This window comes from [Mycobacterium] manitobense, from assembly GCF_025821665.1.
GTDB lineage: Bacteria > Actinomycetota > Actinomycetes > Mycobacteriales > Mycobacteriaceae > Mycobacterium > Mycobacterium arseniciresistens.
In genome coordinates this window covers 46640-62451 of the sequence record NZ_JACKSJ010000270.1, presented here as the reverse complement: position 1 = coordinate 62451, position 15812 = coordinate 46640, and the positions used below count along the sequence as shown (strand labels likewise).

17 protein-coding genes are annotated in these 15812 nt (G+C 69.5%); 10 read left to right on the top strand and 7 right to left on the bottom strand.

Annotated elements, in window-relative coordinates; translation table 11 throughout:
- The 3 genes from H7I41_RS29855 to H7I41_RS29845 form a co-directional block, all read right to left on the bottom strand.
- Positions 1-1052 (bottom strand): lytic transglycosylase domain-containing protein (locus H7I41_RS29855; protein WP_264016270.1); only part of this gene is annotated, 1052 nt, incomplete at its 3' end.
- Positions 1053-1141: 89 nt separating this feature from the next.
- Positions 1142-1687: a DUF1003 domain-containing protein gene (locus H7I41_RS29850; protein ID WP_264016269.1), complete on the bottom strand. Its 546-nt coding sequence runs from the start codon at positions 1685-1687 to the stop codon at positions 1142-1144.
- Entirely contained in the window at positions 1684-2979 is a 1296-nt protein-coding gene (locus tag H7I41_RS29845) for a magnesium transporter MgtE N-terminal domain-containing protein (protein ID WP_264016268.1), read from the bottom strand. Before H7I41_RS29845 ends, H7I41_RS29850 begins: the two co-directional genes overlap by 4 nt.
- Before the next feature lie 25 nt (positions 2980-3004).
- On the opposite strand from H7I41_RS29845, the gene H7I41_RS29840 reads away from it, so the two are divergent.
- A complete protein-coding gene (locus tag H7I41_RS29840) occupies positions 3005-4006 on the top strand; it encodes an HpcH/HpaI aldolase/citrate lyase family protein (RefSeq protein ID WP_264016267.1) in 1002 nt (333 codons plus the stop codon).
- Here H7I41_RS29840 and H7I41_RS29835 read toward each other — a convergent pair.
- Entirely contained in the window at positions 3981-4409 is a 429-nt protein-coding gene (locus tag H7I41_RS29835) for a DUF4190 domain-containing protein (RefSeq protein ID WP_264016266.1), read from the bottom strand. The genes H7I41_RS29840 and H7I41_RS29835 overlap by 26 nt on opposite strands.
- Entirely contained in the window at positions 4406-5185 is a 780-nt protein-coding gene (locus H7I41_RS29830; RefSeq protein WP_264016265.1) for a DUF4190 domain-containing protein, read from the bottom strand. Before H7I41_RS29830 ends, H7I41_RS29835 begins: the two co-directional genes overlap by 4 nt.
- Positions 5186-5316: 131 nt before the next feature.
- On the opposite strand from H7I41_RS29830, the gene H7I41_RS29825 reads away from it, so the two are divergent.
- From H7I41_RS29825 to H7I41_RS29800, 6 genes are all read left to right on the top strand, one after another.
- Entirely contained in the window at positions 5317-5844 is a 528-nt protein-coding gene (locus H7I41_RS29825; protein WP_264016264.1) for a YflT domain-containing protein, read from the top strand.
- Between the two features lie 178 nt (positions 5845-6022).
- Positions 6023-7420: an ABC transporter substrate-binding protein gene (locus H7I41_RS29820; RefSeq protein WP_264016276.1), complete on the top strand. Its 1398-nt coding sequence runs from the start codon at positions 6023-6025 to the stop codon at positions 7418-7420.
- Between the two features lie 8 nt (positions 7421-7428).
- On the top strand, positions 7429-8331 hold the full coding sequence (locus tag H7I41_RS29815; protein ID WP_372503833.1) for a carbohydrate ABC transporter permease: 903 nt from the start codon (positions 7429-7431) through the stop codon (positions 8329-8331).
- 13 nt (positions 8332-8344) lie between these two features.
- The gene (locus H7I41_RS29810) at positions 8345-9169 is read left to right on the top strand and encodes a carbohydrate ABC transporter permease (protein ID WP_264016275.1); all 825 of its coding nucleotides are present in this window, start codon (positions 8345-8347) and stop codon (positions 9167-9169) included.
- Positions 9170-9172: 3 nt separating this feature from the next.
- Complete coding sequence (locus H7I41_RS29805; protein WP_302471840.1) at positions 9173-10552, top strand: ABC transporter ATP-binding protein; 1380 nt, start codon at positions 9173-9175, stop codon at positions 10550-10552.
- The gene (locus H7I41_RS29800) at positions 10549-11154 is read left to right on the top strand and encodes a suppressor of fused domain protein (protein ID WP_264016262.1); all 606 of its coding nucleotides are present in this window, start codon (positions 10549-10551) and stop codon (positions 11152-11154) included. The genes H7I41_RS29805 and H7I41_RS29800 overlap by 4 nt, the downstream gene beginning before the upstream one ends.
- Here the strand turns inward: H7I41_RS29800 and corA are convergent.
- Positions 11151-12257: a magnesium/cobalt transporter CorA gene (gene corA / locus H7I41_RS29795; RefSeq protein ID WP_264016261.1), complete on the bottom strand. Its 1107-nt coding sequence runs from the start codon at positions 12255-12257 to the stop codon at positions 11151-11153. The two genes, H7I41_RS29800 and corA, sit on opposite strands and share 4 nt — an antisense overlap.
- Before the next feature lie 146 nt (positions 12258-12403).
- On the opposite strand from corA, the gene H7I41_RS29790 reads away from it, so the two are divergent.
- A complete protein-coding gene (locus H7I41_RS29790; protein WP_264016260.1) occupies positions 12404-13606 on the top strand; it encodes an NAD(P)-dependent malic enzyme in 1203 nt (400 codons plus the stop codon).
- A gap of 7 nt (positions 13607-13613) precedes the next feature.
- Positions 13614-14441, top strand: coding sequence for a glycine betaine ABC transporter substrate-binding protein (locus tag H7I41_RS29785; protein WP_264016259.1), 828 nt, complete (start codon positions 13614-13616; stop codon positions 14439-14441).
- A gap of 25 nt (positions 14442-14466) precedes the next feature.
- Here the strand turns inward: H7I41_RS29785 and H7I41_RS29780 are convergent, their stop codons facing one another.
- Complete coding sequence (locus tag H7I41_RS29780) at positions 14467-15297, bottom strand: SDR family NAD(P)-dependent oxidoreductase (RefSeq protein WP_264016258.1); 831 nt, start codon at positions 15295-15297, stop codon at positions 14467-14469.
- A 109-nt stretch (positions 15298-15406) separates the two neighbouring features.
- Here H7I41_RS29780 and H7I41_RS29775 point away from each other — a divergent pair, with 109 nt between their 5' ends.
- Complete coding sequence (locus tag H7I41_RS29775; protein WP_264016257.1) at positions 15407-15793, top strand: DUF732 domain-containing protein; 387 nt, start codon at positions 15407-15409, stop codon at positions 15791-15793.
- Positions 15794-15812: the final 19 nt, after the last annotated feature.

Sequence of the window (15812 nt, the reverse complement as noted above, 5' to 3'; positions counted from 1 at the left end):
GCCGGTGCCGGGCCCGGCAACGGTCCGAGCGACTGGCCCGGCGCGAAGCCGGGGACGTCTCCCGGCGGGGCGCCGGTGCGGCCCATCAGGGGCATCAGTGCGAGCGGGTCGTCGGCGGGCAGGCCGGAGGCGTCGCGCGGCATCCCGGGGCCGAGCCCCTGGTAGGCGGCCAGGTGACCGGCTTCGAGCGGTCCGAGTTCGGGTGCGCTTCCGGTGATCGGCGGGAGGTTCACCGGCATCACGCCGGTCGCGTAGCCGGCGGCCCAGCTGAGCACGTTGCGGGCGTAGGCGACGGAGTTGTTGTACCGCAGGATCGCCGTCATCACCTGGGACTGGTCACGCAGGTTCAGCCCGCCGCTGCAGAGGTAGCGCGCGGCCCCCAGTGACGCGTCGAAGAGGTTCTGCACCTCGGCCTTGCCGTCGCCGTCGCCGTCGGACTTGTAGCGGGCCCAGGTGCCGGGCAGGAACTGCATGGGGCCCATCGCGCGGGCGTAGACCACCCGGTCGGACGTCCGGCTCTGCACGATGACCTCGTTGCCCGCCAGGGTGCCGTCGAGGGCCGGGCCGTAGATCGGCTGCCGTGCGGTGCCGCGGGCGTCGGTGGCACCGCCGTTGGCGTGCATCGACTCGATCCGTCCGATTCCCGCCAGCAGGTTCCAGCTCACGCCGCAGCCGGGGAAGGACTTCGCCATCATGCGTTCGGCATTGCGGTAGGCGCTCAACGCCATGGCCGGGATGCCGAGGCTGCCCGGCGCGTTGACGACGGCGGCGGGCGGCGGGGCGGACGCCGTCGAGGCGGCGATCCGGTAGTCCCGCGGCGCCATCTTGACCGCGATCACGTTGGGGCCCACGCGGTCTCGGGGAGAAGGCTCGACGGCGGCCAGCGGAGTGACCGCCGAGTCCCGCGTCGGGGTGGCGTCGGGTGCGGAGGCGCCGACGGCGCCGACGAGGATGACCGGTACCAGCACGGCGATACCGAACGCGGGCGAGCCCAAGGCCCGCCCTGCGTGACGTCGCGCGGCCGCGACGGCCGCCCCTCCCCCTATGCGCACTCAACCGTCCTCGGTCCGCGGTGACGTGTGAACCAAGTCACCATACCCATCTCTTGTTACGCGTGTTATCGCATTGGTCCACTGAGGCGTTAACTGGACCGCTTGGCTCGCCGTTCGCTCCCGTCGGGCCTCGCGTCCTTGGCCAAGGCGTCCCCGGCCGGTTCGAGCGCGGCGATCATCTCGCGGATCTCCTCCAGTTCGCGCCTCATGTAATCACGGGTGGCCACCTCGCCCACGGCCAGTCGCAGCGCTGCGAGCTCACGGGCTAGGTACTCGGTGTCCGCCTTGGTCTGGGTGGCTCTGCGACGGTCCTCTTCGAGCGACACCCGGTCGCGGTTCTCCTGCCGGTTCTGCGCCAGCAGGATCAACGGCGCGGCGTATGCAGCCTGGGTCGAGAACGCCAGGTTGAGCAGGATGAACGGGTAAGGGTCCCACCGCAGGCCGACCGCGAAGAGATTCAGCGCGATCCAGATGATCACGATGAGTGTCTGCACGGCCAGATAGCGGCCGGTGCCGAGGAAGCGGGCGAGTTTCTCGCCGTACTGGCCCACGACTTCGCGGTCGAAGTTGAAGGTGAACCGCCGCCGCGAGGACCGCGGGGTGTCCAGCCGGCCGCGCGCCGACGAGTCGCTCATGCGGTTCCCTCGGTGCCGGAGAGCTCCGGTTCGTCGGCACGCTCGCGCCAGTCGTCGGGCAGCAGGTGGTCGAGCACGTCGTCGACCGACACCGCACCGACCAGATGGTTCTCCTCGTCGACCACCGGCCCGCAGACCAGGTTGTAGGCGGCGAAGTAGCGGGTGACCGCCGCGAGGGAGTCCTCGGGGGCCAGGCTCGGCAGGTCGGAGTCGAGGATGCCGCTGACGAGCGCGGCCGGCGGCTCCCGCAGCAGCCGCTGCAGATGCACGCAGCCGAGGTAGTGGCCGGTCGGGGTGGCGGTCGGCGGCCGGGCGACGAAGGCCAGTGACGCCACCGCGGGCGTCAGGTCCGGGTCGCGCACCCGGGCCAGGGCCTCGGCGACGGTGTTGTCGGGCGCCAGCACCACCGGTTCGGAGGTCATCAGACCGCCCGCGGTGTCGGGTGAGTGGCTGAGCAGGCGTCGCACGTCCTCGGAATCCTCGGGATCCATCCGGCGCAGCAGCGCCTCCGCGTCGGCAGGCGTCATGGTGCCGAGCAGATCGGCTGCGTCGTCGGGGTCCATCGCCTCGAGCACGTCGGCGGCGCGGTCGGTCTTCAGATGGTTGAGCACGTCGGCCTGGTCGTCCTCGGGCAGCTCCTGCAGCACGTCGGCCAGACGTTCGTCGTCGAGCGCCGCGACGAGTTCGTAGCGCCGCTTGGCGGGCAGCTCGCGGATCGCGTCGGCCACCTCGATGGGCCGCTGGCCCTCGAACTGCTCGAGCAGCGACGCCACCCCCTGGTCGGGCATGGCCAGCCCGGACGGCGTCAACCCGTGCACGTTCTGCCAGTCGACGATGTGGATGTTGCTGCGCCTGCCGAGCCTTCGTTGCGGGCGCACCGCGACGCGGGTCACCTTCCAGTCCCTGGTCCTGGTCTGCTCGATGCCCAGATCGACCACCACGACGTCGATCCCGGCGAGTTGCGCCAAATCGGGATCGTCGACGCGGACCCGCGTCTCGAGCACCTGCCCGAGCACCAGCACCTCGCCCGGGCGCTGCGAGAACTTCCGCAGCGACACGTTCGCCGTGTTCAGCGTCGCCGCGCTCGGCTCGATCGCCGTCACCCGCAGGATGGGAACGAAAATCCTTCTGCGGGTCAGCAATTCGACGACCAGGCCCAGTACGCGGGGCTGATGCCGGACGATGCTGATGCTGATCACGACGTCGCGCACCCGGCCGATGGATTCGCCGTCGGGACCGAGCACGGCCATGCCCGCCAGCCGTGCCGCATAGACCCTGCTCACTGACGCCATGCCTCAAAGGGTAAAGAGTGGACCCGTGCACAACGCATATCGACCCCGCCGAACCTGCCTGTCCGTTCCCGGCAGCAGCGCCAAGATGATCGACAAGGCCAAGGGCCTGCCCGCCGACGAGGTGTTCCTCGACCTGGAGGACGCGGTGGCCGCGGACGCCAAGGCCGACGCCCGGCGGCAGGTGGCGGCCGCCCTGGCCGAGCCGGGATGGTCCGGTCAGCTGCGCGGTGTCCGGGTCAACGACTGGACCACGCCGTGGACCCATGCCGACGTGATCGAGGTGGTGACCGCTGTCGCCGAAGCCGGCGCGACGCTCGATCTCATCGTGCTGCCGAAGGTCATCGACGTGTCGCACGTCCACGCGCTCGACCTGCTGCTGACCCAGCTGGAGACCTTGCACGGACTCGACATCGGCGGGATCGGCATCGAGCCGCAGATCGAGAACGCCCAGGGACTGACCAACATCGACGCGATCGCCGCGGGGCCGCGGGTGCAGGCGCTGGTGCTCGGGCCCGCCGACATGATGGCGAGCCTCAACATGCGCACGCTGGTGGTCGGCGAGCAGCCCGAAGGCTACGACGTGGGCGACGCGTATCACCATGTGCTGATGCGCATCCTGATCGCCGCGCGCACGCACGGGGTCGCGGCGATCGACGGCCCGTTCCTCAAGGTGCGCGACGTCGACGCGTTCCGCCGGGTGGCCGGCCGGTCGGCGGCACTGGGCTATGACGGCAAGTGGGTGCTGCACCCCGATCAGATCGCGGCGGGCAACGAGATCTTCAGCCCGCGGCAGGCCGACTACGACCACGCCGAGCTGATCCTCGAGGCCTACGAGTGGCACACGTCGCGCGCCGGCGGCGCCCGCGGTGCGGTGATGCTCGGCGAGGAGATGCTCGACGAGGCGAGCCGGAAGATGGCGCTGGTGGTCGCCGCGAAGGGCCGTGCCGCCGGGATGACCCGCACCGGCGCGCGGTTCGAGCCGCCCGCTCAGGCCGGAAGCGCTACGGCGCCCACTGCGGGCTCATGATCACCAGGCCCGCGACGACGATGACGTAGATCGCGTAGAACGCGAGAACCAGGGCGCCGAGGATGACGGCCGTCAGCGCCAGTCCGTGGCCGTCCTGGCCGGTGCGGCGGGTGTCGCGCATCGCGATGACGCCGAGGACCACTCCGACGATCGCCGGTACGCCGCACAGCACGAGGCCCACCGCCGACGCGATCACCGCGATGATCGCGTTGGTGTTCGTGCCCCGTGGGGGGCCGTACCCGCCGGGCGGGGGATACCCGCCGTAGCCCGGATAACCGGGATAGCCCGGATACGGCGGCTGGTGGTTCGGCGTGCCGGCCCGGTGCGCGTCCGGTGGTGGAGGGGAGTTCTCCAGCGACGGGTACTCGACGCCGCGCGAATAGGGTTCCGGGTCGCCGGTCACGCCGAACTCATCATCGCGCCCCAGACGATCAGACTCAGGAACAGCGTGACTCCGCCGACCGCGATGCCCGCGATGGCGAGCCCCTGGCCGCCTTCCTGGTTCTGCTTGGTCTGGTTCAGCGCGACGATGCCGAGCACGATGCCGATGATCGACCCGACGAAGCAGAGCAACCCGACTGCCGAGGCCACCAGCGAGCCGATGGCCAACCCGTTCGTCTTGCCCGCAGGGGCGCCGTAGCCGCCGTAGTAGTCGCCGCCGGGGTAGCCGGTGGGCGCGCCATAGCCGGCGGGCGGCGGGTAGCCGGGCTGAGCCGGATACCCGGGCTGAGCCGGATAACCGGCGGGCGGCGGGTAGCCCCCCGGCGGGGCGTAGCCGCCGGGCGGGGGATAACCCGCGGGCGGCGGGTAGTCGCCAGGCCCACTGAAACCGCCACCGGGCGTGGAGTAGCCGCCGGCCCCGTACGGCGGGGGCGGGTAGCCGCCCTGACCCTGGTACGACGGATCCGGGTAGGAGGGCGGCGGGTAGGACGAACCCGGATAGGCCGGCGGCGGCTGGTCCGGAGGCGAGAAGCCCGGCGGCGGATAGCTCGGGGGAGCGGCGTACGCCGGCGGCAGGTCGGTGGGCTCGGTCGAGGACGGCGCCACGTCGGCCTGCGGGGACTGCTCGATCGGCGGCGCCTCGTAACCGCTGGTCCCGGGCGCCTCGTAGCCGCTCGAAGCCGGCTCGGCGGACCCGGATGGTGACGTCTCGCCTGCGTTCCCGTCCGGAGTGGTCATGGGATTCAACCTAGCGCAACACGACCTCCGTTCGTGATCATGTGCGCGGCGGGCACCAAGTCGGCCGCCGGGGCGTTGAACCGTTGTGAGAAGGCTGCGATGGAGGCCTTCATAGAGGAGAATGACCACCGATGACGAGCCCATTTTCAGCCGGTCAGACACCCGGCGCGACGCCTGCCAATCCTTCGCCGGTGCGCGGCGGGCCGGCCGCGCTGCCCACCCCTCCCAAGGGCTGGCCGATCGGTTCGTACCCCACCTACGCCGAGGCGCAGCGGGCCGTCGACTATCTGTCCGACCAGTCGTTCCCGGTGCAGCAGGTGACCATCGTCGGGGTCGACCTGATGCAGGTGGAGCGTGTCACCGGCCGGCTCAGCTGGCCGAAGGTTCTCGGCGGCGGGGTGCTCTCCGGCGCCTGGCTGGGCCTGTTCATCGGCCTGATCCTCGGCTTCTTCAGCCCGAGCCCCTTGAGCGCGCTGCTCACAGGTCTGATCGCCGGAGTGTTCTTCGGCCTGATCACGTCGGCCATCCCTTACGCGATGGCTCGCGGCACAAGGGATTTCAGCTCGACGATGCAGCTCGTGGCCGGACGCTACGACGTTCTGTGTGATCCGCAGGGCGCCGAGCGGGGTCGGGATTTGTTGGCCCGCTTGACCATCTGACGCCGGTCCCGGAGCCGTCCGCGAGGGGGCGGCGCAGGTCACGATTACCCGTCGATATCCCGGCACGCGCCGAAAGTGTTGCACATCACGCGCGACTCGCTCTACGGTTTGCGCGCGGGAGGTTCCCGCACCGGAGCCGCCTCGGCGGCGACATCGGATGTGGACGGGAGAGCCGGTGGTGCGCGCTCGGCGGCTATGTGCTGCAGCAGTCGCCGCGCTGTCGACGGCGTCGGTGGTGTCGGCGTGCGGATCGGACGGCGGCGGCAACGTCATCAATCTCTACACCTCGGCTAACGAGCTCGCGACGTTCTCGGCGCTGGCCAAGCGGTGCGAGGAGCAGCTGGACAACGGCTTCTCGATCCGGCAGATCAGTTTGCCGAAGAGCGCTGACGAGCAGCGGCTGCAACTGGCCCGGCGGTTGACGGGCAACGACAAGACGCTCGACATGATGGCCATGGACGTGGTGTGGACGCCCGAGTTCGCCGAGGCCGGCTGGATCGTCCCACTCGCCGAGGATCCCGCCGGGCTGGCGGAGACCGATGCCACCACCGACACGCTGCCCGGCCCCCTCGAGACGGCGACGTGGGAGGACAAGCTGTACGCGTCGCCGGTCACCACGAACACCCAGGTGCTCTGGTATCGCGCCGATCTCATGCCCGAGCCACCGGCGACGTGGGACGCGATGGTGGCGGAGGCGGGCCGGCTGAAGGCGGCCGGTCAGCCGAGCTGGATTGCCGTGCAGGGCAAGCAGTACGAAGGCCTGGTGGTGTGGTTCAACACGCTGCTGGAAAGCGCGGGCGGACAGGTGCTTTCCGACGACGGCAAGACGGTCACGCTCACCGACACGCCGGAGCACCGAGCCGCGACCGTCAAGGCGTTGCAGACCATCAAGTCGGTTGCCACAGCACCGGGGGCCGATCCGTCGATCACCCAGACCGACGAGAGCACCGCCCGACTGGCGCTCGAGCAAGGCAAAGCCGCACTGGAGGTGAACTGGCCCTTCGTGCTTCCGTCGATGTTGGAGAATGCGGTCAAGGGCGGCGTCGGCTTCCTGCCGCTGAACAAGCGACCGGACCTGACGAGCGCCATCAACGACGAAGGGACGTTCTCGCCCAGCGACGAACAATTCCGCACCGCTTATGACGCCAGCCGCGAGGTGTTCGGGTTCGCGCCCTTCCCGAGGGTCGACCCGAGTAGGCCCGCGAAGGTGACCCTCGGCGGGCTGAATCTCGCCGTCGCCAAGACCAGCCAGCACAAGGCCGAGGCGTTCGAAGTGGTCCGCTGCCTGCGCAGCCCGGAGAACCAGCGTTACACGTCGGTCGAGGGCGGGCTCCCCGCGGTCCGCGCCTCGCTGTACGACGACCCGGCGTTCCAGGCCCGCTACCCGCAGTACGAGATCATCCGCCAACAGCTCATCGACGCCGCGGTCCGACCGGCGAGCCCGCAGTACCAGGCGGTGTCCACCCGGATCTCGGTCACTTTGGCGCCGATCACCGAGATCGATCCGGAACGCACCGCCGACGAACTCGCCGAACAGGTCCAGAAGGCCATCGACGGGAAGGGGCTCATCCCGTGACGGCCGGAGTGGATTCCGTGGCGACTGCCGACACCGACGACACGAGGTCGGAGCGTCGACTCGCCTTCCTGCTGATCGCTCCCGCGGTGATCCTGATGCTCGCCGTGACCGCCTACCCGATCGGCTACGCGGTGTGGCTGAGCCTGCAGCGCTACAACCTCGCCACCCCCGACGACACCGAGTTCGTCGGCATCGACAACTACGTCACCGTGCTCACTGACGGTTACTGGTGGACGGCGCTGCTGGTGACCCTGGCGATCACCGTGGTGTCGGTGGCGATCGAGTTCGTACTCGGGATGGCGCTCGCCCTGATCATGCACCGCACCATCTTCGGCAAGGGCGTGGTGCGCACGGCGGTCCTCGTCCCGTACGGCATCGTCACCGTCGCGGCGTCCTACAGCTGGTACTACGCATGGACGCCTGGCACCGGCTATCTGGCGAACCTGTTGCCGGAGGGCAGCGCGCCGCTGACCGAACAACTGCCCTCTCTGGCGATCGTGGTGCTCGCCGAGGTGTGGAAGACCACGCCGTTCATGGCCCTGCTGCTGCTGGCCGGGTTGGCGCTGGTGCCTCAGGATCTGCTCAACGCCGCGCAGATGGACGGTGCGGGCGCCTGGAAGCGGTTGCTCAAAGTGATTCTGCCGCTGATCAAACCGGCGATCCTGGTGGCCCTGCTCTTCCGCACGCTCGATGCGTTCCGGATCTTCGACAACATCTACGTGCTGACCCAGGGCGCCAACAACACCGGTTCGGTGTCGATCCTCGGCTACGACAATCTGTTCAAGGCGTTCAACATCGGGCTCGGTTCGGCGATCAGTGTGCTGATCTTCTTGTGCGTCGCGCTGATCGCGTTCATCTACATCAAGCTCTTCGGGGCGTCCGCGCCCGGATCCGACGAGGAGAGGCGCTGACGTGGCCGAGCGGGTGGGTGCCGGACGGGGCGCCGGGTGGGCTGCCGCGAACGTCCTCGTGGTGATCTACGCCCTGGTGCCGGTGTTGTGGATCTTGAGCCTGTCATTGAAGCCGACGTCGACCGTCAAAGACGGCAAACTGATTCCGTCTGAGGTCACCTTCGAGAACTACAGGGGCATCTTCTCCGGCGACGCGTTCTCCTCGGCACTGATCAACTCGATCGGCATCGGCCTGATCACCACGGCCATCGCGGTGCTCGTCGGAGGCATGGCGGCCTATGCCGTGGCGCGCCTGGCGTTCCCGGGCAAGAAGCTGCTCGTCGGCGTCGCGCTGCTGATCGCGATGTTCCCTCAGATCTCGCTGGTGACCCCGCTGTTCAACATCGAACGCCGCATCGGCTTGTTCGACACGTGGCCCGGACTGATCATCCCCTACATCACCTTCGCGCTGCCGCTGGCGATCTACACGCTGTCGGCGTTCTTCCGGGAGATCCCCTGGGATCTGGAGAAGGCGGCGAAGATGGACGGCGCCACCCCCGCGCAGGCGTTCCGCAAGGTGATTGCGCCACTGGCGGCGCCGGGCATCGTCACCGCCGCGATACTGGTGTTCATCTTCGCCTGGAACGACCTGCTGCTCGCGTTGTCGCTGACCGCCACCCAGCGGGCGATCACCGCGCCGGTGGCCATCGCCAACTTCACCGGCAGCTCGCAGTTCGAGGAGCCCACCGGGTCGATCGCGGCGGGGGCGATGGTGATCACCATCCCGATCATTATCTTTGTTCTCATCTTCCAGCGGCGGATCGTCGCTGGCCTGACGTCCGGTGCGGTGAAGGGGTAGTCGATGGCCGAAATAGTGTTGGACGGGGTGACGAAGAGTTACCCGAACGGCGCGACGGCGGTCAAGGACCTGTCGATTTCCATCGCCGACGGCGAGTTCATCATCCTGGTCGGTCCGTCCGGGTGCGGAAAGTCCACCACGCTCAACATGATCGCCGGGCTGGAGGACATCTCGTCGGGTGAGCTGCGTATCGGCGGCGAGCGGGTCAACGAGAAGGCGCCCAAGGACCGCGACATCGCGATGGTGTTCCAGTCCTATGCGCTGTACCCGCACATGACGGTGCGGCAGAACATCGCCTTCCCGCTGACCCTGGCGAAGGTGAAGAAGGACGAGATCGCCTCGAAGGTCGCCGAGACCGCCAAGATCCTGGACCTCACCGAACTGCTGGACCGCAAGCCGGGTCAGCTGTCGGGCGGGCAACGCCAGCGGGTGGCGATGGGCCGCGCGATCGTGCGCGACCCCAAGGCATTCTTGATGGACGAGCCGTTGAGCAACCTCGACGCCAAACTGCGCGTGCAGATGCGCTCGGAGATCTCGCGGCTGCAGAGCCGGCTGGGCACCACCACGGTTTACGTCACGCACGACCAGACCGAGGCGATGACCCTGGGTGACCGGGTGGTGGTGATGCTCGCGGGCGTGGCCCAGCAGATCGGCACGCCCGAGGAGCTCTACAACAGGCCCGCCAACCTGTTCGTCGCGGGGTTCATCGGCTCGCCGGCGATGAACTTCTTCCCGGCGACGCTGACCGACGTCGGGGTGCGGTTGCCGTTCGGCGACATCACCCTGACCCAGCACGTGCACGACATGCTCGGCCGACACCGCAGGCCCGCCAACATCATCGTGGGCATCCGCCCCGAACACATCGAGGACGCCGCCCTGCTGGACGGCTACGCCCGCATCCGCGCGCTGACCTTCGACGTCGAGGCCGACATCGTCGAATCGCTGGGCGCCGACAAGTACGTGCACTTCAAGATCGAGGGCGAAGGCGCCCGGTCGGCGCAGCTGCAGGAGCTGGCCGCAGAGTCCGGTGCGGGCGAGAACGAGTTCGTGGCAAGGGTTTCCACCGAGTCCAGCGTGGCGCCGGGGCGGACGGTGCAGTTGGCGTTCGACACCTCGAAGCTGGTCATCTTCGACGCGGACACCGGCGCCAACCTCACCATCCCGCCTGCGGGGGAGAGCGCCGAACCGGCCTCTGCCGCGGTGACACCCGCCGCCGAGAAGCCCGCCGCCGAGAAGCCTGCCGCCGAGAAGCCTGCGGCTGAGAAGCCTGCGGCCGAGGAGCCTGCCGAAGCGCCCGCCTCGGACGCGACTGCCGACGAGGCGCCCACCGACGCCGCACAGAAGTCCGACGCCGACCAGCCGACCAAACCGCCTGCCGAGTGACCGACGTCCTGGCCGAGGTGCGCGCCCGGCTGGGTGAGCACTTCGCCCGGGCCGGGATCGTCGCGGACCCCGCCGCCGCCAGCATCACCTTCCTCGGCACCGAACGCATCGACGTCCTGCGCTTCGGGCCGGACGGCCGGCCGGGCATGGAAGGCGTCAATCACTTCGTCTCCCTTGGCTGTTCGCGGCACCCGATGTTCGATCCGACCGAACTGGTGACCGACGCCATCCACGGCCCGCGCGCCGAGGTGACCGTCGCACTGCGCGGCACCACCCCTAAGGGCCTTGCTCGTTCGGTGGCCGTGCTGGCCGCCGCACCCGCTGTCGAGGGGCTGGTGCTCGAGCCCGGCGCACTCGTCGACCTCGGCGAACCGTTGTTCGACCGCGCCCCGTTCACCGCATTCCTGTTGAGCGACAGCGACATCGGTGAGATCCCGCTGCCCGGGCCGATCGCCCCGGTCACCGTGCTGACCGCGACGCCGATCACTCCCACCGAAGCGGCGTGGGTGCGTCTGAAGGGCGCCGACGCGATGCGGGAGGCCTGGACGGCCGACGGAGTGGACGTGCTCGACCCGGACAGGCCTGCGGCGCGGCCGAATTAGAGCCAGTGGTTGCGGCGGAACGTGCGGTACAGCATGAAGCACACCGCGAACATCACCAGCAGCACCGCGGGATACCCGTAGGTCCACCGCAGTTCGGGCATGTTGTCGAAGTTCATCCCGTAGATGCCCGCCATCGCGGTCGGCACCGCGGCGATCGCCACGTACGCCGAGATCTTGCGCATGTCGGTGTTCTGCTGCATCGAGATCTTGCCGACGGCCGCCTGCACCAGCGAGCTGAGCACCTCGTCGTAGCTGGCGATCCGGTCGGCGGCCTGGGTGTTGTGGTCGAGCACGTCGCGCATGTAGCGCCGGACCTCCTTGGAGATGAGGTCGTTGTGATCGGCGCCGATGCGCTGCAACGCCAGGGTGAGCGGGGTGACCGCCCGGCGCATCTCGACCACTTCGCGCTTGAGCAGGTAGATGTGCTCGATGTCGGTGGTGCTGGCGGGGGAGAAGATGTTCTCCTCCATCGCGTCGATGTCGGTCTCCACGAGATCGGTGACGTCGAGGTAGCCGTCGACCACGTGGTCGGCGATCGCGTGCATCACCGCATAGGGACCCAGCGCGCAGTTGGTGGGGTTGGCGTCCATCCGCTTGCGCACCCCGGCCAGCCCGCTGAAGTCACCGTGGCGAACCGTCACCACGAAGTCCGCGCCGACGAACACCATGATCTCGCCGGTCTCGACGATCTCACGGGCGTTGTCGATCGACGAGTGCTCGACGTAGTTGATGGTCTTCAGCACCAGGAACAGGGTGTCGTCGTAGCGCTCCAGCTTCGGTCGCTGGTGGGCGTGCACCGCGTCCTCGACGGCCAGTTCGTGCAGGCCGAAAACCTCGGCGACGGCCTGCATCTGGTGCTCGTCGGGCTCGTGCAGCCCGATCCACACGAAGGCCGGACGGCCGTCGGCCTCGAGCTCGCGCACCCGGGCGAGTGCCGCGGCGTGGGTGAACTTGCCCGGCAGCCGCCTGCCCTCGCAGTACACGCCGCAGTCCACCATCGCCCGTGCGACGGGGACGTGGATGCTGGAGGCGTCGGGACCCGTCGACCTGTTGCGGGTGGAGGTCCGCACCATCGACGGTGGCAGGGCGCGGAACGACGGCATGGGCCCTCCTCCTGCGGCGCGATCGAAACCCCTGTTCGGGCCGTTCAGATGCTACGCGCCGGAGCTGGGGGCCACCTGCGCGCCGCGGGTACTCACGCGGGGGGAATGGGGCACTGTGAGAATTCGCGGTCCGATACCCTTGCGCAGTGTCGGAAAGCATCGTGACCTCCTCGCCCGAGAGCGAGTCGCAGGCGCGCACCCCCCAGGTCGTCATCGATGACGCCGAGATCTTCGCGGCGCACGAAGGCGGGAAGCTCTCGGTAGGCATGAATTCGCCGCTGGACACCCAGCGCGCGTTGTCGATCGCCTACACCCCGGGGGTGGCTCAGGTGAGCCGGGCGATCGCCGCCGACCACACCCTGGCCGCGAAGTACACCTGGGCCAGCCGGCTGGTCGCCGTCGTCAGCGACGGCAGCGCGGTGCTCGGCCTCGGCGACATCGGCCCCGCCGCGTCGCTTCCGGTGATGGAGGGCAAGAGCGCGCTGTTCAAGACGTTCGGTGGGCTCGACTCGATCCCGATCGTGCTCGACACCAAGGATCCCGACGAGATCGTCGAGACCCTGATCCGGCTGCGCCCGACATTCGGTGCGGTCAACCTCGAGGACATCTCCGCCCCACGCTGCTTCGAGATCGAGCGCCGGGTGATCGAGGCGCTGGACTGCCCGGTGATGCACGACGACCAGCACGGCACCGCCATCGTGGTGCTGGGTGCGCTCTTCGGTGCGGTCGAGGTGCTCGGCCGCGACATGCACGCCCTCAAGGTGGTCATCTCCGGCGCCGGCGCCGCGGGGGTGGCCTGCGCGAACATCCTGATCGCCGCGGGCATCCGCGACATCGTCGTGCTGGACTCCAAGGGCATCGTGCACAGCGGGCGCGAGGACCTCAACACGTTCAAGGCCGAACTCGCCGCGAGCACCAATCCGCGGAACCTGACCGGCGGCATCGCCGAGGCCGTCAACGGGGCCGACATGTTCCTCGGCCTGTCCGCGGGCGTGGTGCCCGAGGAGATCATCGCCACCATGGCGCCCAAGGGCATCGTGTTCGCCCTGTCGAATCCGGATCCGGAGATCCACCCCGACGCCGCCCGCAGGCACGCGGCGGTGGTGGCCACCGGGCGCAGCGACTTCCCGAACCAGATCAACAACGTGCTGGCGTTCCCCGGGGTGTTCCGCGGTGCGCTCGACGCCGGCGCCCGCCGCATCACCGAGAAGATGAAGGTCGCCGCGGCCGAGGCCATCTTCTCCGTGGTCGGCGACGACCTGGCCGTCGACCACATCGTCCCGAGCGCGCTCGACCCCCGGGTCGGACCCGCGGTGGCCGAAGCGGTGGCCGCGGCGTCGCAGGTCTGAGCCGACGATGCGCCGGCTGGCGTTGGCGCTCGTCGCACTCGTGCTCAGCGGCTGCGGCGGTCCGCCCGCCCCGCCACTGGTGACCATCGGCGCCCACACCGACACCGAGTCGGTGGTGATCGCGCACCTGTATGCCGCGGCGCTGCGCAACTACGGCACGGCCACCGTGGTGCTGCCGTCGGACGACCCACTGACCGCGCTCGACGCAGGCGACGTTCGGGTGGTGCCCGGGCTGACCGGCCGGCTGCTGCAGCGCTTCGAGCCCGGCGCCACCGCCCGGGCGGGCGAACAGGTGTACCGCGAGCTGCTGGCGGCGCTGCCCGAGGGAATCGCCGCAGGCGACTACGCGATGTCGGCGCAGGACCGGCCGGCGCTCGCCGTCACGGAGGCCACGGCGGAGGCGCGCGGCGAACGGCTGTCGGCGTTGACCGGCCGCTGCGCCGAGGTCCGCCCGGGGAAGGTGGCCGGGGTGCAGACACCGTCGGTCGTCGGCACCTGCCGGCTGCCCGCGCCCCGCGAATTCCCCGACGAGTCCGCACTGTGGGCCGCGATACGGGCCGGCCGGGTGAACGCCGCGTGGACCACCACCGCCGCGCCCGCGATCCCGGACGACGTCGTGGTGCTGGCGGACCGCTCGGCGCTGATCCGTGCCGAGAACGTGGTGCCGCTGTACCGGCGCAACGAACTCGACGAGTCACAGGTGCTCGCGCTCAACGAGGTCGCCGGAGTGCTCGACACCGCTGCAATCGCGGAGATGCAGCAGGCGGTGGACGACGGGGCCGACCCGGCGCGGGTGGCCGACGACTGGCTGTCCGCCCACCCCCTGCGCGACTGACGTCTCCCGGAGCGGCCGGGCGTGCTTACTTCGGCGGTGGCATCATCCGCGACGTGAACGCCGCGAACAGCCGCTGATAGTGCGGCCCGGTGATGCGCACGAGTGCGTCGAGCACCTTGGCGTCGTTGCCGATGAGGACGCGGGCCTTGTTCTTGCGCACGCCGTCGAGGATGACCACGGCGGCGCGGCGCGGCGACATGGACGCCAGCTTCTTGTCGAACACGTTGGCCAGCTGCTCGGCGTCGAGTCCTTCGGCCGCGGTGGCGTTGCGCGCGATCGCGGTCTTGATGCCGCCGGGGTGCACGGTCGTCACCTTGACCGGATGCTGAGCCAGGATCATCTCCTGCCGCAGCGCCTCGGTGAATCCGCGCACGGCGAACTTGGCCGCGTTGTAGGCGGCCTGGCCGGGCACGGAGAACAGCCCGAACACGCTCGACACGTTGATCACGTGGCCATCGCCGGACTCGATGAGGTGTGGCAGGAACGCCTTGGTGCCGTTGACGACGCCCCAGAAGTCGACGTCCATCACCCGCTCGATGTCCTTGTACTGGCTGATCTCGACGTCGCCGGTGAAGGCGATCCCGGCGTTGTTGTAGATCTGGTTGACCTTGCCGAAGTGGTTCTTGACCTCGTCGGCGTAGAGGTGAAACGCCTCGCGCTCGGTGACGTTCAGGCGGTCGGCCTTCACCGGCGCCCCGATGGCCTTCAGCCGCTCCTCGGTGGCCGCCAGTCCCTCGGTGTCGACGTCGCTGATCGCCAGCTTGGCGCCGGAGCGGGCCAGTTCGATGGCCAGCGCCTGGCCGATGCCCGATCCAGCTCCGGTCACCACGGCGACCTTCCCGGCGAAGCCGTCCATGTGTGCACTCCTCTTGTCGTTGCTTCGGGACGAGGTTAGTCGGTACCCGCGGTACCACCGCCGCGGGGGCGATGCGTAACGGTGCCGCCGCCGACGGCGATGCCAAGTCATGCAGCGAATCAAGCGCAACCACCGCGCGGCGGCCGCCGCGCTCGCCGTGACCGCGGGCCTGTTCGGCGCCGCTCTGTCGGTCGGGGCGGCTCCGGCTCAGGCCGATCCGGCCACCGATGCGTTCCTCGACAGCCTCGGCGGCCCGGGGCTCTCGGGCATCGACCCCGCGACCGCGACACAGGTCGGTCAGCAGATCTGCCCGATGCTCGTCGATCCCGGTCAGAACGCGGCGAACGTCGCCGGCGAGGTCTCCGAGGCGCTCGGCCGTCCGCTGGGCCCGGCCACCATGTTCACCGGCCTGGCCATCTCGGCGTTCTGCCCCGGTGCGATGGCGTCGCTGGCCAACGGCCAGACGCCGTTCCCGATGCCGATGCTGGGCTTCTGAGGGCCGACAGGTCCCGAAC